This is a genomic window from Pseudomonas sp. MH10 (assembly GCF_034353045.1).
GTDB lineage: Bacteria > Pseudomonadota > Gammaproteobacteria > Pseudomonadales > Pseudomonadaceae > Aquipseudomonas.
Genome location: NZ_CP133783.1, coordinates 3064710 through 3087980, shown reverse-complemented (window position 1 = coordinate 3087980; position 23271 = coordinate 3064710). Strand labels below are relative to the sequence as shown.

Genomic DNA, 23271 nt, shown 5'->3' with positions numbered 1-23271 from the left:
CCTGTGGGAGCGAATTCATTCGCGAAGTTTTTCAGCGGTTGAAATACCCCGCCAACCCGCTATAGCAGGTCGCCAGATGGTAGGGCGTGGTCGATGGCATGTCGCTGCGGCTGACGTTGCCTTGGTCGTCCAGACATTCATGCCAACCCGTCGGGTGCAGAAAGCGCTGTTGCAACGCCTTCAACTGCTGAGCCAATGCTTGGTCGCTGTCAGGTCGCAACGCCAATGCCCGCAAGTATTCCGCCTGTGCCCAAATGCGTTGGGTGCCGTCGCGCGCAGTGCCATCAACGTCCAGCGTCGCCTTAACTGCCCCGGTCAGCGGATCGACACCTTGTTGCTCGGTGTAATCGAACGCTCGGGTCAATGACCCATGCAAAGGGCTGTCACGCAGCAGCGGCGAAGACGCCAACAAAAAGAACCATTCAAACTGATGACCGGGTTCGAACCAGTTATCCACAGCGCCCAGCGGTTTTTCTAGCATCACGCCGTGTACCGGATCAACGAAACGCTGCTGCATGGCGTCGACCAATGGCGCCAATGCCGCTTGGGTAGGCTTGTCTTCACGGACTGACACGGTCGCGAGAAAGGCTTCGGCCAAGTGCATTAACGGGTTCTGCAACGGGCCACTGCCTAGCGATGACCAGTCCTGACCGAGGCTCGCTTCATACAACCCGGTGCCGTCGGCAAAGCGTTCGGCAACCACCGTGAGCGCGGCGTTGAGCACTGATTCCACCAACGGCTCGCGCACTTTGGCCCAGTAATGAGCACAGGCGAAAATGATGAAGGCGTGGGTGTACAGGTCTTTGCGCTGATCCAGCGGCTTACCCTGCGGGTCGATGCTGTAGAACCAGCCGCCGTGCTCGGCATCGTGGAAATGCTGCTGCAGGGACCGAAACAGCGCCGCTGCACGACCTCTCGCTTCAGGCACGGCAGGTTGGTCGATCAAGCTGGAAAACAAATACAGCTGACGCGCACAGGCCATGGCGCGGTAACGCTGAGGCGGCAATGGCTGATGATGGGCATCCACCGCTTCATACGGCAGCGCCAACTGCGAATTCCAGCCAGGGCCAAGCCAAAGCGGCACGATGACTTGCTGAAAATGCAGCTGGATGGCGGCGAATACGGCGGTCAGTTCAGACTGAGAGGCGGAGCTGGAAACATCGGGCATCGGCTGGCGTCACGGCAAGGGCGTTTGCGCGACATGGTAACGCAATGAAGAAACGGCTCGCCAACAAGTTGCTGCGGCGCCGCAGATACTTCTGTAGGACCGAATTTATTCGGGAAGCGGGCGACGCGGTTTGTCAGCAATACCGCGTCGTGGCCTTCGCGAATGAATTCGCTCCCACAGAGGCAATCAAGCCGCTTCAGTCAGCAGGCCTTGGCGCTCGATGAACGCGATGATCTGTTCCAGCCCGAGGCCGGTTTTCTGATTGCTGAACACGAACGGCTTCTCGCCGCGCATTTTCTTGGTATCGCGGTCCATCATTTCCAGAGATGCCCCCACCAGCGGTGCCAGGTCGACTTTGTTGATCACCAGCAAATCGGACTTACAAATGCCTGGCCCGCCCTTGCGCGGCAGCTTGTCACCGGCAGACACGTCGATCACGTAGATCGTCAGGTCCGACAGCTCAGGGCTAAACGTCGCGGATAAGTTGTCACCGCCCGATTCAACAATGATCACGTCCAGGCCTGGAAAGCGCCGGTTCAACTGGTCTACCGCTTCGAGATTAATCGAAGCGTCTTCGCGAATCGCTGTGTGCGGGCAGCCGCCGGTTTCAACACCGATGATGCGTTCAGGCGCCAAGGCTTCGTTGCGCACCAGAAAATCTGCGTCTTCACGGGTGTAGATGTCATTGGTGACCACGGCCAGGTTGTAACGGTCACGCAGGGCCAGGCACAGCGCCAGGGTCAGGGCTGTCTTGCCGGAACCGACCGGGCCACCGATGCCAATACGCAGAGGTTGGCTGTTCATAACGTTCTCCAGTGAGCGGTGATGGCTCTCGGCCAATGGTTGAGCAGGGTCTGTATAAAAAAAGATCAGGACCTAAACAGGCGGCTGTATTGACGTTCATGGCCCATGCTCGCCAGCGACAAGCCAAACGCCGCGCTGCCGTAATGTATCGGGTCGATGTTCGACGCGTGCTGCTGCGCCTGTTGCAATAGCGGCAATAACTCGCTGGTCAGGCGTTGCGCGGCTTGCTGGCCCAGCGGCAGGGTTTTCATCAACACCGCCAATTGGTTTTCCAGCCAGCTCCACAACCAGGCGGCCAGGGCGTCTTGCGGGCTAATCCCCCACGCACGGGCAGCCAAGGCCCAGCCCAAAGCGAAATGCGGCTCAGGCAATTGCTCTAAAAAGGTTCGTGCGGGGGCGTCCAACTCGGGTAGCCCGCTGAGCAATTGGTGCAGGGAATAGCCCATCTGCCGGCTTTCTTGAAACAGCTCGCGGGTTTCCCGGCTGGCGCGGTGTTCCTGACTCAGTTGCAGCAACTGCGCCCAATCGTCCTCGGCCGCCGCCGTGCAATGCGCGAGCAATAACGGGGCTTCAAAGCGGGCCAGATTGAGCAGCAGTTGATCGCCGATCCAGCGTCCGGCGCTGCGGGTGTCATTGACCAGTGCGTTCTCGACTGCCATTTCCAGACCTTGCGAGTAGCTGTAACCACCAATCGGCAACTGCGGGCTGGCCAAGCGCAGCAGCGCCCACGCGTTGTTCACGTGCGCACGCCGAATTGATGCAGGCGCGGTGGGTAATTGAAATCTTCTTCACCGGGCCGAGAGTGATGATGGCCACCGCCATACGCACCGTGTTCAGGGTGAAAGGGCGCTTCGATGGCTTCGGTGGTGGCACCCAGTTGATCAAGCATGGCTTTGAGCACGTAATCGTCCAGCAAGCGCAACCAACCGTCGCCCACTTGCAGGGCAACGTGTCGGTTGCCCAGGTGATAGGCCGCGCGGGTTAGCTCGTGGGTATTGCTGCAGGTCACGTGCATCAATTGCTCAGGTCGCGCGCAAACACGAACGATACGTCCGTCCTCCGCTTGCAGGCATTCGCCATCGCGCAACGGTGGTTGGCCGCGCTCAAGGAACAGACCGACGTCCTCGCCCTCGGCAGTGACGCAACGAAGGCGGCTTTTGCTGCGCGCCTCGAAGTTCAAATGCAGTTCGGCAGCCCATTCGGTGCGTGAATCTATTCTTCGGTGAATCACCAGCATCAGCATGCTTCCAGCCAGATTTCGATGGAGTAGTTAGAGCAAGGGGCTTGCCAATATGGGAATGCGCCTACAGCGGGCGACGGCGCTTAAACGCAGAGTAACCGAATGTTCCGGATTGGTGCGTTGATTGTGCGGATGCACCGGTTGGGGTCACTCGGTGCTGCCAAGCCCTTGCCAGTGGTTGGCGCCGATAAAGATAAAGCGCAATTGCTGGGTAATTTTGGCGCGGGGGGTGAGGTGATCGGCGAGGGTCTCTGCGGGAGGGTCGATCAGTTCCGGGAGCATGGCGAACACACTCTTGACCACAAGGTCAGCCATCACTGATAAATCGTCGGCGTCCAGATGTTGCAACTTGGGCATCAACGCCAAGTCGGCAGCCAAGTCGGCGCTGATGCCTTCACGAAGGGCACCCAGGGCTTGGCGCACTTGCAGCGAGCCGCCATATTGTTCGCGGGCCAGAAACAGGAACTGCGAACGGTTGGCACCCACCACTTCCAGAAATATTTTCACCGAGCCTTCGATGATGCCGCCCACAACGGATTTGTTGTGACGCACCAGGCGAATGGTTTTGCGAAAGGTCTGACCCACTTCAGAGACCAGCGCCAAGCCCAGTTGGTCCATGTCTTCGAAGTGCCGATAGAACCCGGTCGGTACGATTCCGGCGGTTTTCGCGACTTCACGCAGGCTCAGGCTGCCAAATCCACGGCCGCTCGCCATCAAGCTGTGGGCGGCGTCGAGCAAGGCATGGCGAGTTTGTTGTTTCTGTTCGGCACGGGGCAGCATGGTGGGTGACATCTGAGGGGGGACTGCGCGGCACTTTAACAAATGCGCTGTAGTTGCGCGAAGCAAACGCTGAATAGCAAAAACCCGGCAATCAGCCGGGCTTATGAATGAGCGTCGAGCACTCAGCTATCGCGGCGATGCTGTTCGAGCAGGCGATCAGCGCCGCCTTCAGCTACGCGCTGGTATTGCTGAATCAAACGGCCGGTGTCGGCGATGCGGCCCCTCTGTTTGATGGCGTGATCAGAACCGCCTTCAGACAGTGTATTAAACAGGGCTGCCGAGGCTGGTTTGGCCTGAGCTGAGAGTGCCTGTTCGCTGGCTGGCATCGCAAAAGCGGAGGACGCCAGCAAAGAAAGGGACAGGCTCAGCAGCAGTGGGTGTTTCATGAGAGGTGCTCCACGGTAGGGCATTAAAACTTTGAGGCGCGCATCTTACTCTTGGGATGTCGATATGAAAGTTCGCAAAAATGATTCTAACAATCGATGAAATTGATTCGTCGCCACAGCCCTTGACCCGCGCGGCCTGTGTCGAATTGATTTTGCCCTGCTTTGGGGATTTCAAGATTTATTTGCCCCTGTCGAGGGCGTCTATCCCGGTGACTACGGGGTCGTTTCAGCTTATTTTCATCCTGATCAAAACCTGCGGCGTTTTTTCCAGTCGAAGGACAAAGCTCTAATAGTCCAACCGTCTACGCTTAGGGCAGATGCGCCATCGCTGGCAGGAAGTAGAAGAAATCTGGAGAGTCATGTAATGACGCGTCGCCGTAAAATTGTTAACTGGACGGGCATCATCTTTGTGCTGCTAGTGGCCATTCTGGCCATTGTGATCGTCACGTTTGATTGGAACCGAATCAAACCCACGCTTAACGAAAAAGTCTCCGACGCTTTGCATCGGCCCTTTGCGATCAACGGCAACCTTGCCGTGCTGTGGCAGCGTGAGCCCGATCAAGACGGCTGGCGGGGTTGGTTGCCGTGGCCGCACTTCATCGCCGAAGACCTGACCCTGGGTAATCCTGACTGGTCGAAGAATCCGCAGATGGTCACCCTTAAACGGGTCGAATTCCGCCTGGCGCCCTTGCCATTGTTAGTGCATCAAGTGGTGATCCCCAGAATCGACCTGACCGCGCCCAACGCCAAACTGGAGCGTCTGGCCGATGGCCGAGCCAACTGGACGTTTGATCTGCCCCCGTCCGACCCCAACGCCGAACCGTCGAAATGGGTACTGGACATCGGCGCGATCAAATTCGACAAAGGCCTGGTGAGCCTCAACGACCAAAGCCTGAAAACCCAGCTGGACTTGGTAATCGACCCATTGGGCAGACCGATCCCGTTTAGCGACATCGTTGGCACCAGTGAAGCGAAGAAAGCCCAGGACAAAGGCACCGCGCCGCAGGACTACGCGTTCGCCCTGACCGTTAAAGGCCAGTACCACGATCAAAAACTCAGCGGCAACGGCAAAGTCGGTGGCTTGCTGGCGCTTAAAGATGCCGGGCAGCCATTCCCGGTCCAGGCCGACGTGCAAATCGCCGACACCCGAATTGTGGTGGCCGGCACCCTGACTGACCCTGAAAACCTAGGCGCGCTGGATTTACGCCTGAAGCTGGCGGGCAGCAGCTTGGGCAATCTGTACCCATTGACGGGGGTTAACTTGCCGGATTCACCGGCATACTCCACCGATGGCCACTTGATCGCGAAATTGCACGATGCCGCTGGGGCGTCGTTTCGCTATGAAGGCTTCAACGGCAAGATCGGCAACAGCGACATCCACGGCGATCTTGGTTACGTCGCCAGCCAGCCGCGCCCGAAGCTGACCGGCGCGCTGGTGTCCGAGCAGCTATTGTTCACTGACCTGGCGCCATTGATTGGCGCCGACTCCAATGCCGCACAGAAAAAACGCGGCGGCGACAGCAAACAGCCCGCAGGCAAAGTGCTGCCGGTGGAGGAGTTTCACACCGATCGTTGGCGGGTCATGGATGCCGACGTCGAGTTTACCGGCAAGAAAATCGTCCAGAGCGCCAGCTTGCCGTTTACCGACCTGTATACCCACGTCGTACTCGATGACGGCCAACTCAACCTGCAACCGCTGCGCTTTGGCGTGGCCGGCGGCAAACTGGACGCCGACATCCGGCTGGACGGCCGCTCCACACCGCTTCAAGGGCGAGCAAAAATCACGGCCCGCAACTTCAAGCTCAAGCAGTTGTTCCCGACGTTTGAGCCGATGAAAACCAGCTTCGGTGAATTGAATGGCGACGCCGACCTCAGCGGCCGGGGGAATTCAGTGTCGGCGCTGCTGGGCACATCCAATGGTGAATTGAAAATGCTGGTCAATGACGGCGCCATTAGCCGCAGCTTGATGGAAATCGCCGGGCTCAACGTTGGCAACTACGTGGTTGGCAAAATGTTTGGCGACAAGGAAGTGAAAATCAACTGTGCCGCGGCCGACATGGGCATCAAGGACGGCTTGGCGACCACCAAACTGTTCGTCTTTGACACCGAAAACGCCATCGTCTACATCAACGGCACCGCAAACTTCAGCAGCGAGCAACTGGACCTGAAGATCAACCCAGAATCCAAAGGCTTCCGCGTGTTCTCCCTGCGTTCGCCGCTGTACGTACGCGGCACCTTCGGCAAACCCGACGCGGGCGTACAGTCCGGCCCATTGATCCTGCGTGGCGCGGGCATGGTGCTGCTCGGTGCAGTAATGGGACCCGCAGCCGGGCTATTGGCCTTGGTTGCACCCAGCGGCGGTGAACCCAACCAATGCGCGCCGTTGCTGGAACAGATGAAAGCCGGTAAGGCACCGAAAACGGTGAAGTAGGTTAAAGCGATTTGAAATGCACATTGTTTTTTAGGCGCTGCCGAAGGCTGCGAGGCCGGCACGGCTCTGGGGTTTTATTGACCGGTTGATAGCAAGCAGCCACAAATCCTGTGGGGGAATAGGCTTGCCTGCGAAGAGGCCCTTAGTCACGCCGCTGATGTCGACCTGAAACCTGGGCCGCCTGCATTGACGCTTTCGTTGGCAAGCCAACTCCCACAGCTTTTAATAGAGGGGCCGCTATGTTTTCGATGCCGCGCTGTCGCGCAGCAAACACAGGGCCACTGTAGGAGCGCGCTTACCCGCGAGCGGCTGCGTAGCAGTCGTAAACCCAGCCACTTTATCTTTCAGTTGGAACCGGGTCGACCTGTTAGGAACGCTCCGGTCGAGCGCGGCCCCGGGCCCATCGCGGGCAAGCGCGCTCCTACACTTTAATATGGATAATTCAATGAGTTATACGGTATTTGATAAGACCCTTTGATGATTGATCGAACGACAGATTCAGATTCGTCCTAAAGATTATTCACCGCGAAAACATTAACGTCTCACCTTGATTTCAGGGAGTTTCGTCAGTGAATCATAAGGAGACGCAGAGATGGATCTCAAGGGCGCAATTTCTGATTACACCAAATATCAATTTAAAGAGCTTATAAAAGCGATTGAGGATGTTGAAACAGAAAGTTGACATGCCGAGTTGTTATTCCATTTCAACAAAATTGCTCCTTCACCCTGCCGGGTCAGACCTTTTGTATTACCCGCAGCCAGGTGCAGATGAGTCCCCGGAAGGTGTCGTTCAAGAGAATCAGACGTGGTGCCTGGCCAATGGCGTACCAGGTCTCAAGTCGGCTTTCTGATGAAAAATAGCCTCTCGGATTACACCGAGTTTCAGTTCATGAAGTTCGTGGAAACAATTTTCGAAGAGAACAATGCTGACAGAAATGACGCTCGTTTAAATGAGTTACTGCTCCAATTTGAAAAACTGACCGGGCACTCCGCCGGCATGGATTTGATTTACTACCCGGAGTCTGGCGAAGAATGCACACCAGCAAGTATCACTGAGACCGTAAAAAATGGCGCGAGGAAAACCGTCTTCCTGGGTTCAAACCGGCCTTTTAATTCTTTTCGGAGGTGTGGGTGGAATTCAAGAACGAGCTTTCTGATTACACCGAATACCAGTTCGCGAAAGTGATTCAAGCAATAAAGGACTGTGAGGGGTCCGAGGACTTTCAAGCTCAGTTGATCGTTCATCTCAACAGCTTGGCAGCAGACGCTGGAGGCTCCGACTTGATTTACTACCCTGAAGAGGGTGCAGATAGCCCCGCTGAAGGGGTCGTCCGGAGTATCCATACGTGGTGCTCAGCTCACGGATTACCAAGTTTTAAATCACCTTTCTGAGTCGGCCGAAGGCACTATCCCAAACACAAAAAAACGCCCAGTTATCTTCGATCAACGAAAACCAACTGGGCGTCGCTTTTTAAAGCACTTACATATCTTTCAAAAGATCGGCCATGTCATCGGCGTGTTCTTCTTCTTGCGCCAATATAGTTTCGAAGATCCGTCGTGATGTCGGATCTTGTTCGCCGATGTATTGGATAATTTCGCGGTAGCTGTCGATGGCGATTCGCTCGGCGACCAGGTCTTCGTAGACCATCTCTTTCAGCGTGTTGCCAGCAACGTACTGCGCGTGGGAGTTTTTCGACAGCAGGTCCGGGTTAAATTCCGGTTCGCCGCCCAGCTGCACGATGCGCTCGGCGAGTAGGTCGGCGTGTTCGTTTTCTTGCCCCGCATGTTCCAGAAACTCTTCGGCGGCCACGTGCGCTTTCAGGCCGGTGGCCATGTAGTAGTGACGTTTGTAACGCAGGACGCAGACCAACTCAGTGGCCAGGGATGCGTTGAGTAAACGGACCACTTCTTCGCGGTCAGCGCTGTAACCCTCGGTCACGGCACCGTTTTCCACATTCTGACGCGCGCGTTGGCGCAGGGTATTCACATCCGTTAATTGCTGCACATCGCTCATCATTCATCTCCAGGGCTAATCCGGTTTCCGTCTTGCTCTATAAGCCGCCCGTCTAAGATCAACGGTCGCTCCGGCATGATCGGTACCTAGTTGTGAGTGATGAGGCGCGAGAAAGTTTTATCGCAGGGCCTACAGAAAACACAAAAGCCCGAGGCGCGCGGCTTCAGGCTTTTTGTTTGGAGCACCGCTGACTGCGGGTCTTACATGGCGCGCTCGTTCGCTTCGCGTTGGTCGCAGGTCATGAAACCCTTTGTGTCGACCTTGCCATTGCCGTCAAACGCCACGTAGTAGGTTTGTTTGCTGCCTTCGTGGTTTAGCACGTAGTTGTTGCAACTGCCAGGGTGGACCATGCGGTGCTGACGGGAAGACGGCTCACCGCCAATCGTCAGCACTTGTTGTTCGTTCATGCCTTTTTCAACTTGCTTGACCAGCGGCTCGTTGCGATAAGTGACGAAATCCACCGGGTTTTGGGTGGTGGTCGAGCAACCGGCCAGAACGGCGAGCACGCTCAGTGTTGCCAAGGTTTGCTTGTACATAGGAACGCTCCTGATAACTGAGCCATGGTTGGCCCGATGAAGCTTTGAGCGACGGAAGGTAACCAGAGTTCGATTTAAAGATGGCGTTCAGGCATCAGCCGATATTGTTGACTAAGGTTGAGTCGCCACCCTCATGCAAAAGGACCGTGCCATGACGCAAAAACTTGCTACGCGCTATCCGTTGATCATGGTTCCAGGGTTGCTGGGGTTCGTTCGTTTGGTGCTGTACCCCTACTGGTACGGCATTGTGACGACCTTGCGTCGCGGCGGCGCAAAGGTGTTCCCGGTCTTGGTGTCCTCGATCAATTCCACCGAAGTGCGCGGCGAACAGCTGTTGCAGCAGATCGAAAAGATTCTGCTGGAGACCGGTGCGGCCAAGGTGAACTTGATCGGCCACAGCCAAGGTGCCCTGACCATTCGGTATGCCGCCGCTAAGCGCCCTGATCTTGTGGCCTCCGTCACCAGTGTTGCGGGGCCTAATCATGGCTCCGAGTTAGCGGATTACCTGAAGCGAAGTTTTCCCGCGGGCACGGCCAAGGGGTGGCTACTTAACCTCGTGCTGCGGCTATTGGCTTGGTTGATGGCGTTGCTGGAAACCGGCTACCACGGCCCCAGATTCCCGGTGGACATCGATGCATCGCATCAGTCGCTGACCACTAATGGCGTGGCGCTGTTCAACAGTCGTTATCCCCAAGGCTTGCCGGAAACATGGGGCGGGCAGGGGCCAGAGGAAGTCAATGGCGTACGTTATTATTCGTGGTCCGGCACCTTGCAACCGGGGCGCACTGATCGTGGGCGCAATCGGTTGGATGGGACCAATCGCACCTGTCAGCTGTTTGCCCGTACCTTTACCCGGGAAGTCGGGCAGTGCGACGGCATGGTCGGGCGCTTCAGTTCGCACTTGGGCACTGTCATCGGCGACGACTACCCCCTTGACCACTTCGATATCGTCAATCAGTCGTTGGGACTGGTGGGGACGGGCGCCGAGCCCGTGCGCTTGTTTACCGAACATGCCGAGCGGCTGAAAGCGGCGGGGTTATAACGCCCGTTGTGCGACACCCAACGGTGTGGTCCAGCGTTCCGCTAGCACCACACCGAACAACGTCAGTCCGCCGCCGATCAAGTGATAGGACGCCAGATGCTCGCCCAGTACGGCCGATGCGATCAGCGCCGTCGTGAGGGGCATCAGGTTGAGAAACATGGAGGTGCGACTTGGGCCCAGACGATGAATAGAATGCATCCACAGCAGTGGGGCGAGCATTGAGGTCGGGATGCACGCATACAAAATCAGCGGAATATTGCTTGAGTTCAGTCCCGCTTTGGGCGACAGCAGGAACATGGGAAACAACACTGCCACGGCGACCCAAATCTGCAAATACAACAGTTGCAGGGGCGGCAGGTGCATTTGCCACTTTTTCAACAGGGTGCTGTAGACGGCGTACGCGAACGTGGCGACCAATATCATCGCGTCGCCGAGGTTAAGACCCCGCTCCATCAAGGCGCTCAGGCTCCCGGCCGAAACCACCACCGTCACGCCGCTGAACGACAGCACTGCGCCCACCAAGGCACCGGTGGTTAACCGAGTGCCCAAGGTCGTAATCGACAACCCCAGAGCGATCATCGGCATCAACGATAAAATGATGCCCATATTGGTGGCGGTGGTCATCGACGCGGCGAAGTACGCCAGGCTTTGGTAAACCGCCATGCCCAGCACGCCAAGGACCGCTATTTTTTTCAAATTGGGTTTGATCACCTCCCAGTTCTTGATCACCGGCCGAAGCAAAAACGGGGTGAACAAAATACCCGCCAGCAACCAGCGATAGAAACCGATCTCGGCAGGAAATATCACGCCCACCGTGAGTTTGTTGACCACGTTGTTGGCTGACCAGATAACAATCGTCAGTAGCGGAAATAGATATTGCATCGGCGCACCGCTCGGAAGTGAGACTGAATTATCCGCCTGTCCGTTGCGATGGCTATACTCCGTTTCGGACAACTTCCACCGAGCGGCAGACAGTATGAAAACCAAACTCCTCACCATCCCAGATTTTTCCGGTCTACCGTGCCCGGTTTACCTACGACACGACGAGTTCGGCGCCGACACCCATAGCGCGCCGCATCGGCATGCTTGGGGGCAGCTCAACTTTGTAAAGCACGGGGTGATGGAGATCGAAATCGCGGGTCAGCGCTTTATGTCGCCGCCGCAATACGCGGTATGGATTCCGTCGCACGCGGAGCACAGCTGCTACAACCGTCAGGCCGTCACCTACCGCTCGGTCTACCTTGCCCTCGAACACAGCGCCCACATGCCGGACGCACCCTGCACGCTGGTGATCAGCGACGTGCTCAAGGCGATCCTCAATGACTTTGCCGATCGCGACGTGAAAATTCCCGAGAGCGATGCCGACCAGCGTTTGGCGCAGGTGATCGTGGATCAGTTGCGGGTGGCGCCGGTGCAAACGCGTTTCCTGCCGTATGCGCAAAGCCCCGGTTTAGTCTCGGTGCTTCAAGCGTTGCAGGCTGAACCCGGCGACAACCGACCTTTAGTGGAGTGGGCCAGTCAGGTGCATGTCAGCGAACGAACGCTGGCCCGGCAATGTGTGCGGGAATTGGGCATGAGTTTTGGCGACTGGCGCCAGCGCTTGCGATTTTTAAAAGCCATTGAGGCGTTGGAGGGCCGTCGCAGCGTGCAGGAAATCGGCTATGACATGGGCTACAGCAGCGCTTCGGCATTTATTTCAATGTTTCAGCGCCAGGCCGGTTGCTCGCCCGAACAGTACCGGCGGCAAGCAAAAATGGCCTGAAATAGGCCAATCACATCCCGTAACATATCTCGTGGCCTTGGCTACACTTCAGCGAGGCCACGCTGATCGGCGTGGGTCATCAGGAGATAACTCCATGAAAATGCTACGTGTTCCTCTGTTGGTTATGGGTTTGATGATGTGCGCACACGGATTTGCCGAGACCGCGCAGCAGAACAAAATGACCACGTGTAACGCCGACCCGCAAGCGAAAACCCTGACCGGTGATGCGCGCAAAACGTTCATGAGTAATTGCCTCAAAGCCACGCCAGCAGCGGCGGCCAAGCCAGTCACCGCGCAGCAACAGAAGATGAAGGACTGCAACGCTGATCCCCAGGCAAAAACCTTGAAGGGCGATGCGCGCAGAGCGTTCATGAGCACCTGCCTGAAGAAGTGATCGGTTGATCGTCGGCAGCGACCTTTTGAGCACTGGTCCTCAACTCGGAACGCTGGCAGACTGCCCCCCTTTTCGCGCCGTTCGTTTTTGAGGCTGTCATGCCAACGTTTTCCCCGCGTCACGTGTTGTTGGCCAGTTTGATCATCGTGTGTGGAGGGTTGCTGGCGGCGATACCGCTCAAACTTCTGCCGAGTCTGCTGGCCGGGTTGCTGGTATTTCAACTGGTCAACATGCTCACCCCGAAACTGCAGCTTTTGATTGCCGGTGAGCGTGCGCGCTGGTTAGCCGTGGCGCTGCTGGGTACATTGGTGGTCAGTGTGCTGACGTTGCTGTTTGCCAGCGCCATCAGTTTTTTTCTCCACGAAGCCGAAAACCCGGGCGCGTCGTTGGGCAAGTTCATGACAGTGGTCGACCGCGCTCGCGGTCAGTTGCCGCCGTTCATTGACAGTTACCTGCCCGCCAGCGCTGATGAGTTTCGTATCTCGCTGGGTGCCTGGATGACCAAGCACATCGGCGATTTGCAACTGCTGGGCAAAGGCGCAGCGCACACCTTCGTCACGCTGCTGATCGGCATGGTGTTGGGCGCTATCGTTGCGTTGCAGCGTGTAGTAGTGGGGCATAAACGCAAGCCGCTGTCGGCCGCGCTGTTTGAACGTCTGGACCTGCTCAACGAAGCGTTTCGCAATATCGTGTTTGCCCAGATCAAGATTGCTCTGCTCAATACGGCGTTCACCTCGGTCTTCATCGCCATCGTGCTGCCGCTGTGCGGCATTCACCTGCCGTTGACCAAAACCTTGATCATCCTGACCTTCCTGCTGGGCTTATTGCCGGTGGTGGGCAATTTGATGTCCAACACGCTGATCTTCATCGTCGGCCTGTCGTTGTCGATCTGGGTCGCCATCGCGGCGTTGGGTTATCTGATCGTCATCCACAAGCTTGAGTACTTTCTCAATGCGCGGATCGTTGGTGGCCAAATCAGCGCTAAGTCGTGGGAGTTGTTACTGGCGATGCTGATCTTCGAAGCAGCCTTCGGCCTGCCCGGCGTCGTGGCCGGACCGATCTACTATGCGTATTTGAAGAGCGAATTGCGTCAGGCGGGGTTGGTTTAACACGGCCACACACACGTCACCCTGTGGGACCGAATTCATTCGGGAAGGCGTCATATCAGACACTGATGAGTTGGATGTGAAAACCATTCCCGAATAAATTCGGTCCCACGGATCTCCAGGCAATCCACATCCAGCCTGTCACTGTGGGACCGAATCAACTTAGCCGTAACGCTTTTTGGCTTCAATCGCCAAGCCGCTGCCGATGCTGCCAAAGATGTTGCCTTCCACATGGCGGGCATTGGGCAGCATGGCCGAGACGCTGTTGCGCAGGGCTGGAATCCCGCTTGAGCCCCCGGTGAAAAACACCGTATCCACCAAATCGACGCTTACGCCGGCATCGTTCAGCAGCTTCGACACGCTGTTACGCACCCGGGTGAGCAGCGCCTCAATGGCCGACTCAAACAACGTCCGGCTCAGTTCGACGCTCAAGCCCGGTTGAATACGATCCAGTGGCACATGGCGGCTCTCTTCATGGGTCAGATGAATCTTGGTTTCTTCAACTTCCATCGCTAACCAATGGCCGGCGCGCTGCTCGATCAGCTTAAACAGACGATCAATACCGCCGGTATCAACGATGTCGTAACGCATGCTGGCCAAGGCGATTTGCGATTTCTGTGAATACACAGCGTTGATGGTGTGCCAGGTCGCCAGGTTCATGTGGTGGCTGGTCGGCATGTACGCCTGACTCTTCATCCGGCTGCCGTAGCCAAACAGCGGCATCACGCCCTGAAGGCTGAGCTGCTTGTCGAAGTCGGTCCCGCCAATGTGCACGCCACCGGTGGCGAGAATGTCGTCATGCCGGTCGGCAACAAAACGTCGCTCCGGCGCCAGACGCACCAGGGAAAAGTCCGATGTACCGCCGCCGATGTCGACAATCAGCACCAGCTCTTCGCGTTCGATGGTCGACTCATAGTCGAACGCCGCCGCAATCGGTTCGTACTGAAACGACACTTCCTTGAAGCCAATCTTGTGCGCGACTTCCACCAGGGTGTCTTCGGCTTCCTGATCGGCGGCGGCGTCGTCGTCGACAAAATGCACCGGCCGACCCAGCACCACTTCATCGAAAGGACGGTCGGCGGCGGTTTCGGCGCGTTGTTTCAGTTGTCCGATGAACAGCCCCAGCAGGTCCTTGAACGGCATCGCCGTGCCCAGCACGCTGGTATCGTGTTTGATCAGCTTGGAGCCGAGCAAACTCTTCAGCGAGCGCATCAGGCGGCCTTCATAGCCTTCCAGGTACTCGTGCAGCGCCAGGCGGCCATACACCGGGCGACGCTCTTCCATATTGAAGAACACCACCGAAGGCAACGTGATTTTGCCGTCCTCCAGCGCGATGAGCGATTCCATGCCCGGCCGTAGCCAGCCAACCGTCGAATTGGACGTGCCGAAGTCAATACCGCAGGCACGGGCTGGAGATTCGTTTTTCATGTGCTTCATGTTCCAGTCAAAAAAACGGCCGCGCAGTGTATGTCAGCCCACCACAGATGCGTAGGGTGAAACGTCGGTTAGGTGCAGTTAAATCCGAAAAAGAGCATGCTACGCGCTGAGCATGGGCCTTTTGAGGCTGCGCTGGATAATTGGGGATGGTGACCGTTACATGGACTTCAAAGACTACTACAAGATTCTTGGGGTGGAACCGACTGCGGACGACAAAGCGATCAAGGTCGCGTACCGCAAATTAGCCCGCAAGTATCACCCTGACGTCAGTAAAGAAAAGGGCGCAGAGGAAAAATTCAAGGAAGCTTCCGAGGCTTATGAGGTACTCAAAAGCCCGGAGAAGCGCGCCGAATATGAAGAGCTGCGCAAGTATGGCCAGCAGGGTCGTCCCTTTCAGGGCCCGCCGGGCTGGCAGAACCGTGGCGGTGCGTCCAGCGGCGGCTATGGCGAAGACGCCGGCGACTTTTCAGATTTTTTCAGCTCGATCTTTGGTGGTCGGGCACAGCAAGGCCGGCCGCGTAGCGCGGGTCGTCGTGGACAGGATGTAGAAATGGAATTACCGATCTTTCTCGAAGAGACCCTGTCGAACGAGTCCAAACAAGTCAGCTTCAAGGTGGCCCAACATGGCGCTGATGGTCAGCGCATGGCAGATGTCACCAAAACCCTGAACGTGAAAATCCCGGCTGGCGTCGCTGACGGTGAGCGTATTCGTCTCAAAGGGCAGGGCGCACCGGGGGTTGGCGGCGGCGAAAATGGCGATTTGTACCTGATCATCCGTTTTGCACCGCACCCTATGTTTGATGTTGAAGGCCATGACCTGATCATTACCGTGCCATTAGCACCGTGGGAAGCGGCGCTGGGCACCAAAGTCGCGGTACCGACCCTGACCGGCAAGATCAACCTGACCATTCGCCCCGACAGCCAAAGCGGCCAACGCCTGCGCGTCAAAGGCAATGGCTTGCTCGACAAGCAAGGTCAGCGCGGCGATTTGTACGCGCAGTTGAAGGTTGTGATGCCGAAAACCACCGACGAAGCCGCTAAGGCACTTTGGCAGAGCTTGGCCGATACCGCCGCATTCGATCCGAGAGCCCAATGGAGTAGTTGATCATGAGCAGCACCCTGATCGTAGAGCTGGATATGAAGGAATTCTGTCAGGTGACCGAGATGCCGGCCGCCTTCGTGATCGAAATCGTCGAGCACGGCATTCTCGAACCTCAGGGGCAGCAGCCCGAGGAGTGGCTGTTCGACGCCCATGCCTTGGCCGTCGCCAGACAGGCGATCAAGTTGCAGCACGACCTTGAGCTTGAATGGGACAGCGTGGCGTTGGCGCTGGATCTGCTGAGTGAAGTTGACCGCTTGCGGGCGGAAAACTTCATGCTCAAACAGCGGTTGGGGCGTTTTTTGTTGGATTGATTTTGAATAGTCCGGACATCCTGCGATGAGCCGAGATCCTGTGGGAGCAGGCTTGCCTGCGAAGACGCCAGTGTATTCACCGCTGAATCTGTGCCGCCCTTGCTGACGCTTTCGTCGGCAAGCCGACTCCCACAGGTGATGTGTCTACGCGACCTAATGTTTGGGCAATACCACGGTAAACGTCGTCCCGTCAGCGCGGTTCGAGGTCACGGTAATGCTACCGTTGTGCGCAGTGACCACTTCCTTGACGATAAACAAGCCCAACCCAAGGCTCGTCGACGGGTGCCCCAATTCTTCGCTGGTGCTGCGAACAAGCGGATCGAAGAGGGTGCCAATCGCGCCCTCGGCAATCGGTTCGCCGAAGTTTTGCATCATCAACGTCACGCTGTTCTCATCAGCACTCAGTGTCAGCCGCAGCTGATGGCTGTTGGAGCCGTGTTGCAGTGCGTTGCCAATCAAATTTTGCAGTAACTGATCGATGCGTCCGCGATCCCAGTTACCACGGGTGTCACCACTGACTTCAAACGTAGGGTCGCACTCGGGCTGCCCGGCACAGGCTTCTTCGATGGCCTCACGGCAGGCGCTGGCCATTTCCATGGGTTTACGCTGAATCGGCAGGCTTGCACCCAGGCGGCTACGGACGAACTCAAGCAAATCCTTGACCATCGCGCCCATGTGCCGCGTGCCACCCTTGATGCGCGCAATGTAGGACAGTGCCGCATCGTCCAGGCCCACCTTACGGATCAACAATTCGGTGGACATGCTGACCGCCTGCAACGGCGCCCGCAGGTCATGGCCCAAGATTGCCAGAAAGATATCCCGCGAGCGCCCGACTTGCTCGGCATAGGCTGCAGTGGACTCAGCCAAGGCTTCGTCAATGGCTTCGTTGAAACGGATCATGTCGTGGAAGTATGTCAGTTCCGGCGACTTCAAACTGCTGACCCACATCCGAATGACGCTGGCGCGTAAATGGCGGAACTCGGAGGTCATTTGCACCAAGTCGAAACCCACGGTGTGTCGTAACTCACCGTGGCTGGCGGCGGCTTGGTCCAGGGTTGGGGATTTCTCCGGGCCTTCACCTTTGGATTTAGCCGACTGCTCAACCTGGGTTTGCGCGGTGTTCATGTCTCTGGCGGACGCCAGCAGAATGGCTTTGGCGTGGTCTCGCAGCCCTTCACGGCTCAGGGAACTCGCTGCTGGCTGGATGGTTTTCGCGAATTTTTCCCACTCGTCGACGATGCTGTCCACGTTCTGGACGATGAACTGGGAAAGGCGCATGAAGGTTTATCCTGCTGGCAGCTGCGATGAGCGGTATTGCATAGTAGCGCTTTTTTCGGAGTCTGAAAAAAGCCGTCTGTAGGCGCCAACGTGTTGGCGAAGCGGTGTACCTGACACACCGCCTCGCCACACGTTGGCTACTACCGTTACCTTGCGATCAGAACAAAAAGTACCGCTGCGCCATGGGCAGCACTTCGGCGGGTTCGCACCACAACAACACGCCGTCAGCCTTAACCTGGTAAGTCTGTGGGTCGACGTCGATGCTGGGCAGGTAGTCGTTGTGGATCAAGTCCGACTTCTGCACGTTGCGACAGCCCTTCACCACGCTTATCGTTTTTTTCAGGCCCAGGGATTCCGGGATACCGGCGTCCATGGCGGCCTGACTGATGAAGGTCAGGCTGGTGGCGTGCAGCGAGCCCCCGTAGCTGGCGAACATCGGGCGGTAGTGAACCGGTTGCGGGGTGGGAATAGACGCGTTGGCGTCGCCCATCAAGCTGGCGGCGATGGCGCCGCCTTTGAGGATCAGGCTCGGTTTGACCCCGAAAAACGCCGGGCGCCACAGCACCAGGTCGGCCCACTTGCCCACTTCAATAGAACCCACTTCATGGCTGATGCCGTGAGTGATGGCGGGGTTGATGGTGTACTTGGCGATGTAGCGTTTGGCGCGGAAGTTATCGTTGCCGGGGCCGTCTTCGGGCAACTGACCGCGCTGTTTTTTCATTTTGTCGGCGGTTTGCCAGGTGCGCATGATCACTTCGCCGACCCGGCCCATGGCCTGGCTGTCGGAGCTGATCATCGAAAACGCGCCGAGGTCGTGCAGGATGTCTTCGGCGGCGATGGTCTCGCGGCGGATACGGCTTTCGGCAAACGCCACGTCTTCGGCAATGCTTGGGTCCAGGTGATGGCAAACCATCAACATGTCCAAATGTTCGTCGATGGTGTTGCGGGTGAACGGTCGCGTCGGATTCGTTGAGCTGGGCAGCACGTTGGGCAAACCGCAGGCCTTGATGATGTCCGGGGCATGCCCGCCACCCGCGCCTTCGGTGTGATACGTGTGAATCGTACGACCCTTGAACGCTGCCAAGGTGGTTTCGACGAAGCCGGACTCGTTCAGGGTGTCGGTGTGGATCGCTACCTGCACATCGTATTGATCGGCCACGTTCAGGCAGTTGTCGATGGCGGCGGGGGTGGTGCCCCAATCTTCGTGCAACTTCAAACCAATGGCGCCCGCCTTGACCTGTTCAATCAGCGGTCCCGGCAGGCTGACGTTGCCTTTGCCGGTGAAGCCGATGTTCATGGGGAACGCGTCGGCGGCTTGAAGCATGCGCGCCAAATGCCAAGGGCCCGGCGTTACCGTCGTCGCATTAGTGCCCGTGGCCGGACCCGTGCCGCCACCGATCATGGTGGTGACGCCGCTCATCAGCGCTTCTTCGATCTGCTGCGGGCAGATGAAGTGAATGTGGGTATCGACACCGCCAGCGGTAAGGATCATGCCTTCGCCAGCGATGACTTCGGTGGCCGCGCCAATGGCGATGGTCACCCCGGGCTGGATGTCTGGATTGCCGGCTTTGCCGATGGCAGCGATGCGGCCATTTTTCAGGCCGACATCGGCTTTGACGATGCCCCAGTGATCGATGATCAGCGCGTTGGTGATCAGCGTGTCGACCACCTCGGCGGCCATCAGTTGGCCTTGGCCCATGCCGTCGCGAATAACCTTGCCGCCGCCGAACTTCACTTCTTCGCCATAGACCGTGAAGTCTTGCTCGACCTCAATCCACAGCTCAGTGTCGGCCAACCGCACGCGGTCGCCGACGGTAGGGCCGAACATGTCGGCGTAGGCGTGTCTGGAGATCTTCATGGGCGATCCTTAAATCATCAATGGCGGTGCCAACGTCTCGCCAACAAGTTGGCTCCTACAGGGGATTGAGTTCATCTGTAGGAGCCAACTTGTTGGCGAAACGTCGTGCGCGGCGAAACTATTTATTGCGTACGCTGGACTTCAATCCAACTCGCCCATCACCCGTCCCGCAAACCCAAACACCCGGCGATGCCCGGCCAAATCGACCAACTCCACGTCCCGCGACTGACCGGGCTCGAAGCGCACGGCGGTGCCTGCGGGGATGTTCAGGCGCATGCCGCGGCTGGCGGTGCGGTCGAAGGCCAGGGCGTCGTTGGTTTCGAAAAAATGAAAATGCGACCCGACCTGGATCGGGCGATCACCGCTGTTGGCAACGTTCAGGCTGATCGTGCGGCGGCCGACATTGAGTTCGATGTCGCCGGGCTGGATCTGATATTCGCCAGGGATCATACGGTCTTCCTCGACAAGGTTTTGTAATAGATAGCGGTCGGTTTGTATTCGCCGTCGGGGTTGCAGGCGTAGTCAGGCAATTTCCCGACGTTGATATAACCCGCCGAGCGGTAGAACGTTTCGGCGGGCGAGTCGGCCTCGGTGTCCAGGTACAGCAACCCGCGCTTGTGTTGTTGCGCGGCCTGTTCCAGCGCGTTGATCAATTGCCCGCCCAGGCCCCGCCGTTGCGCGGGTTTCAACACCAGCAGTTTTTGCACCTCGGCGCGGTTCGAACCGTTGGGTTTTTGGCACAAAGACAACTGCACGCTGGCCAATACTTGTTCCTCTTGAACCACCACCCACAATAGTCGCTCGCCCTTTTCCAGCTCTGCGCGTACGCCGTCGAAATACTCCAGCGCCTGCGCAGTGTTCAGGTTGGCCATGAAACCCACTGATGCACCTTGCTTGACGGCGTCCAGTAACAGATCAACCAGACCTTGGCGATAGTGGGGAAGGCTTTCGGCGTTAACGCGACGTAACTGGGCGGCGTTCATGGGGCGGATCTCCTTTCTTATAAGGGCTTCGAGCGAGGCGCTGAAGGCGCGGCGTCGGGTGTCAGGTTCAGTTGCATGAAGGTCAGGTCCAGCCAGCGACCGAACTTGGTGCCGACTTGGGCCATTTGACCGGTGATCGCAAAACCGAGGCGTTCATGCAGGGCCACGGATGCAGCGTTTCCACTTTCTATGGCCGCGACCATGATGTGCTTGTCGCAGCGCCGGGCACGTTCGATCAAGGCGTGCATCAGTTGCGGTCCCAAGCCATTGCCTCGTTGGTCGGCGCGGACATAGACCGAGTGTTCGACGGTATGACGAAAACCATCGAAGGGGCGCCAGTCGCCAAATGAAGCGTAGCCGAGCACTTCGCTGCCAGCATCGACGATCACCAGAATCGGATATCCCTGAACCTGCCGAGCGTCAAACCAGGCTTTGCGGTTGTCCAGCTCGACGGCCTGTTCATTCCAGATGGCGGTGGTGTTGAGCACCGCGTCGTTGTAGATGTCGAGGATGCCTACAAGGTCGGCTTCCAGTGCGTCACGAATAAGGTATGTCATTGAAAAACTCGCGTGTTGAAATCAGGCTATCGGTTGGTGCACGGTGACCAGTTTGGTCCCGTCTGGAAATGTGGCTTCAACCTGAATATCCGGGATCATTTCCGGGATACCTTCCATCACCTGCTCACGGGTCAGCAAGGTGGTTCCCAAGTGCATCAGTTCGGCAACCGTCCGGCCATCGCGGGCGCCTTCCAATAACGCGGCGGCAATGTAAGCCATGGCTTCTGGGTAGTTCAGCTTCACGCCCCGAGCCAGGCGCCGCTCGGCCACCAGCCCGGCAGTGAAGATCAGCAGCTTGTCTTTTTCGCGGGGAGTCAGGTCCATGTTCGGTTCCGTGTCATATCAATTGAGGGGCGCGATCCCCTGTGAGAGCGAATTCATTCGCGAATGTCGCAACGCGGTGTTTCAGACAAACCGCGCCGGCCGCTTCCCGAATGAATTCGGTCCCACAGGTGAGGTGTGATGTCGCGACGCGGTGCATCAGGTACTCCATATTCTCGGCGCAACCGCTTCACGCCCCAACAATTCAGGGCGCAGCAGCTTCCATAATCCAATCAGCCAAGCGCGGGCATGCAGGGCTTCGTCGGCCAGGCAGCGGGCGACCACCAGGCCTGGTAGTTGTGTGAGATCGCCGCGAACCGGCAGCTCGTCAGCCAAGTTACGGCAGGCTTCCAGCAAGTCGCCGCTGGTTTCGCCGGTCACTAACAGCGTAGCGAATACAGGTTTGCCGCCTAGGCCGATGGGCGAGTCCAGCAAGCCATCATTGCCGATGACACGCTGGCGTTCATGCCATAACAAACGTCCGTCGCGGCGGATTTCCACCTGGGATTGAAAATGCCCCAGATCAAAACGCTCGCCACAGGCTGGGCGCCCCAAGGCGACCACGTCCCAGTACAACACGCGGGCATCGCCCTGCAGCTCAATGTGGGTAGCGAGTTCTGCCTGGGCGGCGCTGAAGACGATGGTTTCTTGCGGCAGCCATTCCAGCGTGGCGCCGGCTTCGACCCTCAGCTCCAGTTGCTGAAAAGCCGGGCCAGCTGCGCGGTACCATTTGGCCGCGCCGGGGCTGGTCAATTGCGCCCAGGCATCGGCGCCGACATTCACCGAAATATCGAGCCGATCACCCCCCGCGATTCCGCCCGGCGGGTGAACGATGATGTGCTGACACACCTCAGGGCCTTCGGCATACAGATGCTTTTGCACCCGCAGCGGGCCTTGATGGCGGCGCAAGGTCGGACGCGTGCTGTCACCGAAACGGCCATAGCCCAACTCCAGCTCGGCATGCCAGCTGGGGGTGAACAGCGCGGTGTGGGCAGGAAGGTTCATGGTTGCGTCATTTTTGTGAAGGTCGCACCTTAGCGGATTAGCGCATCAAATTGTAACCAGACCACGCACCCCTTGCGCTTCCATGTCTTCGCCACGGCCTTGCTGGACGATCTCGCCACGGGACATCACTAGGTAATGATCCGCCAGCTCGGCGGCAAAATCATAAAACTGCTCGACCAACAGAATCGCCATGTCGCCTTGCGCTGCGAGCTTCTTGATCACTGCGCCGATTTCCTTGATCACCGAGGGTTGGATGCCTTCAGTGGGTTCATCGAGAATCAGCAGGCGAGGGCGGCTCGCCAGCGCGCGTCCGATGGCCAATTGTTGTTGCTGGCCGCCAGACAGATCGCCGCCGCGTCGCTGCTTCATTTGCAGCAACACCGGGAACAACTCGTAGATAAACGCTGGGACTTCTTTTGCTTCGCAGCCAGGGAAGCGCGACAGGCCCATCAACAGATTTTCTTCCACCGTCAGGCGGCCGAAGATTTCACGACCTTGTGGTACATACGCGATGCCAGCCTGTACGCGCTGATGCGGCTTGAACCCAGTAATGGTTTTGCCTTCCCACTGCACCGCGCCTTCTTTGGACGGCAGCAGGCCCATCAAGACTTTGAGCAACGTGGTTTTACCCACGCCATTTCGCCCGAGCAAGCACGTCACTTCGCCGATGTTCACCTCGAAAGACAGGCCGCGAAGAATGTGACTACCGCCGTAATACTGATGGAGCTTTTCGACTTGGAGCATGGTTTGCCTCTC

28 protein-coding genes are annotated in these 23271 nt (G+C 57.7%); 10 read left to right on the top strand and 18 right to left on the bottom strand.

Translation table 11 applies throughout. The features are described from left to right. Nucleotides 1–31: 31 nt before the first annotated feature. The 6 genes from RHM59_RS13820 to RHM59_RS13795 all read right to left on the bottom strand — a co-directional run bounded on the left by RHM59_RS13820 (nt 32) and on the right by RHM59_RS13795 (nt 4378). Entirely contained in the window at nt 32–1168 is a 1137-nt protein-coding gene (locus tag RHM59_RS13820) for an AGE family epimerase/isomerase (RefSeq protein WP_322224385.1), read from the bottom strand. Nucleotides 1169–1354: 186 nt separating this feature from the next. After that, a complete protein-coding gene (gene ureG, locus RHM59_RS13815) occupies nt 1355–1972 on the bottom strand; it encodes an urease accessory protein UreG (RefSeq protein ID WP_322167416.1) in 618 nt (205 codons plus the stop codon). A gap of 65 nt (nt 1973–2037) precedes the next feature. Beyond that, a complete protein-coding gene (locus RHM59_RS13810; RefSeq protein ID WP_322167417.1) occupies nt 2038–2712 on the bottom strand; it encodes an urease accessory protein UreF in 675 nt (224 codons plus the stop codon). Beyond that, nucleotides 2709–3209, bottom strand: coding sequence for an urease accessory protein UreE (gene ureE, locus RHM59_RS13805; protein WP_322224383.1), 501 nt, complete (start codon nt 3207–3209; stop codon nt 2709–2711). The genes RHM59_RS13810 and ureE overlap by 4 nt, the downstream gene beginning before the upstream one ends. 150 nt (nt 3210–3359) lie before the next feature. Then, on the bottom strand, nt 3360–3992 hold the full coding sequence (locus RHM59_RS13800) for a TetR family transcriptional regulator (RefSeq protein WP_322167420.1): 633 nt from the start codon (nt 3990–3992) through the stop codon (nt 3360–3362). 122 nt (nt 3993–4114) lie between these two features. After that, nucleotides 4115–4378 (bottom strand): hypothetical protein, encoded by a 264-nt coding sequence (locus RHM59_RS13795; RefSeq protein WP_322224382.1) that lies wholly within the window; start codon nt 4376–4378, stop codon nt 4115–4117. Nucleotides 4379–4742: 364 nt separating this feature from the next. On the opposite strand from RHM59_RS13795, the gene RHM59_RS13790 reads away from it, so the two are divergent. The 4 genes from RHM59_RS13790 to RHM59_RS25530 all read left to right on the top strand — a co-directional run bounded on the left by RHM59_RS13790 (nt 4743) and on the right by RHM59_RS25530 (nt 8201). Continuing rightward, a complete protein-coding gene (locus tag RHM59_RS13790; protein WP_322224380.1) occupies nt 4743–6809 on the top strand; it encodes an AsmA family protein in 2067 nt (688 codons plus the stop codon). Nucleotides 6810–7471: 662 nt separating this feature from the next. Further along, nucleotides 7472–7660 (top strand): bacteriocin immunity protein, encoded by a 189-nt coding sequence (locus tag RHM59_RS13785; protein WP_322184231.1) that lies wholly within the window; start codon nt 7472–7474, stop codon nt 7658–7660. Then, nucleotides 7660–7995, top strand: coding sequence for a bacteriocin immunity protein (locus RHM59_RS13780; RefSeq protein ID WP_322224378.1), 336 nt, complete (start codon nt 7660–7662; stop codon nt 7993–7995). The genes RHM59_RS13785 and RHM59_RS13780 overlap by 1 nt, the downstream gene beginning before the upstream one ends. Then, nucleotides 7935–8201 carry a bacteriocin immunity protein gene (locus tag RHM59_RS25530; protein WP_369124943.1) on the top strand — a complete coding sequence of 89 codons (267 nt, stop codon included), beginning with the start codon at nt 7935–7937 and terminating at the stop codon, nt 8199–8201. The genes RHM59_RS13780 and RHM59_RS25530 overlap by 61 nt, the downstream gene beginning before the upstream one ends. A gap of 88 nt (nt 8202–8289) precedes the next feature. Here the strand turns inward: RHM59_RS25530 and RHM59_RS13775 are convergent, their stop codons facing one another. After that, nucleotides 8290–8823, bottom strand: coding sequence for a ferritin-like domain-containing protein (locus tag RHM59_RS13775; protein ID WP_322167426.1), 534 nt, complete (start codon nt 8821–8823; stop codon nt 8290–8292). Nucleotides 8824–9023: 200 nt separating this feature from the next. Further along, complete coding sequence (gene osmE / locus RHM59_RS13770) at nt 9024–9359, bottom strand: osmotically-inducible lipoprotein OsmE (RefSeq protein ID WP_322167428.1); 336 nt, start codon at nt 9357–9359, stop codon at nt 9024–9026. A 151-nt stretch (nt 9360–9510) separates the two neighbouring features. Here osmE and RHM59_RS13765 point away from each other — a divergent pair, with 151 nt between their 5' ends. After that, a complete protein-coding gene (locus RHM59_RS13765; protein ID WP_322224376.1) occupies nt 9511–10401 on the top strand; it encodes a triacylglycerol lipase in 891 nt (296 codons plus the stop codon). On the opposite strand, the gene RHM59_RS13760 is transcribed toward RHM59_RS13765, so the two are convergent. After that, nucleotides 10396–11283 carry a DMT family transporter gene (locus tag RHM59_RS13760; protein WP_322167432.1) on the bottom strand — a complete coding sequence of 296 codons (888 nt, stop codon included), beginning with the start codon at nt 11281–11283 and terminating at the stop codon, nt 10396–10398. The two genes, RHM59_RS13765 and RHM59_RS13760, sit on opposite strands and share 6 nt — an antisense overlap. A gap of 94 nt (nt 11284–11377) precedes the next feature. Here RHM59_RS13760 and RHM59_RS13755 point away from each other — a divergent pair, with 94 nt between their 5' ends. The 3 genes from RHM59_RS13755 (at nt 11378) to RHM59_RS13745 (ending at nt 13666) form a co-directional block, all read left to right on the top strand. Next, entirely contained in the window at nt 11378–12163 is a 786-nt protein-coding gene (locus RHM59_RS13755) for a helix-turn-helix transcriptional regulator (RefSeq protein ID WP_322167434.1), read from the top strand. A gap of 94 nt (nt 12164–12257) precedes the next feature. Beyond that, nucleotides 12258–12557 (top strand): PsiF family protein, encoded by a 300-nt coding sequence (locus RHM59_RS13750; RefSeq protein ID WP_322167436.1) that lies wholly within the window; start codon nt 12258–12260, stop codon nt 12555–12557. A gap of 98 nt (nt 12558–12655) precedes the next feature. After that, on the top strand, nt 12656–13666 hold the full coding sequence (locus tag RHM59_RS13745; protein WP_322167438.1) for a hypothetical protein: 1011 nt from the start codon (nt 12656–12658) through the stop codon (nt 13664–13666). 159 nt (nt 13667–13825) lie between these two features. On the opposite strand, the gene RHM59_RS13740 is transcribed toward RHM59_RS13745, so the two are convergent. After that, entirely contained in the window at nt 13826–15091 is a 1266-nt protein-coding gene (locus RHM59_RS13740) for an Hsp70 family protein (RefSeq protein ID WP_322167440.1), read from the bottom strand. Between the two features lie 169 nt (nt 15092–15260). On the opposite strand from RHM59_RS13740, the gene cbpA reads away from it, so the two are divergent. Then, nucleotides 15261–16205 (top strand): curved DNA-binding protein, encoded by a 945-nt coding sequence (cbpA, locus tag RHM59_RS13735; RefSeq protein WP_322224373.1) that lies wholly within the window; start codon nt 15261–15263, stop codon nt 16203–16205. A 2-nt stretch (nt 16206–16207) separates the two neighbouring features. Beyond that, the gene (locus tag RHM59_RS13730; RefSeq protein WP_322167444.1) at nt 16208–16513 is read left to right on the top strand and encodes a chaperone modulator CbpM; all 306 of its coding nucleotides are present in this window, start codon (nt 16208–16210) and stop codon (nt 16511–16513) included. Nucleotides 16514–16666: 153 nt separating this feature from the next. Here RHM59_RS13730 and RHM59_RS13725 read toward each other — a convergent pair whose 3' ends face one another. The 8 genes from RHM59_RS13725 to urtE all read right to left on the bottom strand — a co-directional run bounded on the left by RHM59_RS13725 (nt 16667) and on the right by urtE (nt 23259). Continuing rightward, a complete protein-coding gene (locus tag RHM59_RS13725) occupies nt 16667–17791 on the bottom strand; it encodes a HAMP domain-containing sensor histidine kinase (protein WP_322167446.1) in 1125 nt (374 codons plus the stop codon). 157 nt (nt 17792–17948) lie between these two features. Next, entirely contained in the window at nt 17949–19649 is a 1701-nt protein-coding gene (gene ureC, locus RHM59_RS13720; protein WP_322167448.1) for an urease subunit alpha, read from the bottom strand. A gap of 141 nt (nt 19650–19790) precedes the next feature. Then, a complete protein-coding gene (locus RHM59_RS13715) occupies nt 19791–20099 on the bottom strand; it encodes an urease subunit beta (protein WP_322167450.1) in 309 nt (102 codons plus the stop codon). Next, the gene (locus RHM59_RS13710; protein ID WP_322167452.1) at nt 20096–20632 is read right to left on the bottom strand and encodes a GNAT family N-acetyltransferase; all 537 of its coding nucleotides are present in this window, start codon (nt 20630–20632) and stop codon (nt 20096–20098) included. The genes RHM59_RS13715 and RHM59_RS13710 overlap by 4 nt, the downstream gene beginning before the upstream one ends. Nucleotides 20633–20649: 17 nt before the next feature. After that, nucleotides 20650–21189: an N-acetyltransferase family protein gene (locus tag RHM59_RS13705; protein ID WP_322167454.1), complete on the bottom strand. Its 540-nt coding sequence runs from the start codon at nt 21187–21189 to the stop codon at nt 20650–20652. 21 nt (nt 21190–21210) lie between these two features. After that, entirely contained in the window at nt 21211–21513 is a 303-nt protein-coding gene (locus RHM59_RS13700; RefSeq protein WP_322167456.1) for an urease subunit gamma, read from the bottom strand. A gap of 156 nt (nt 21514–21669) precedes the next feature. Then, nucleotides 21670–22515 carry an urease accessory protein UreD gene (locus tag RHM59_RS13695; RefSeq protein ID WP_322224371.1) on the bottom strand — a complete coding sequence of 282 codons (846 nt, stop codon included), beginning with the start codon at nt 22513–22515 and terminating at the stop codon, nt 21670–21672. 45 nt (nt 22516–22560) lie between these two features. Continuing rightward, entirely contained in the window at nt 22561–23259 is a 699-nt protein-coding gene (gene urtE / locus RHM59_RS13690) for an urea ABC transporter ATP-binding subunit UrtE (protein WP_322167460.1), read from the bottom strand. Between the last annotated feature and the right edge of the window lie 12 nt (nt 23260–23271).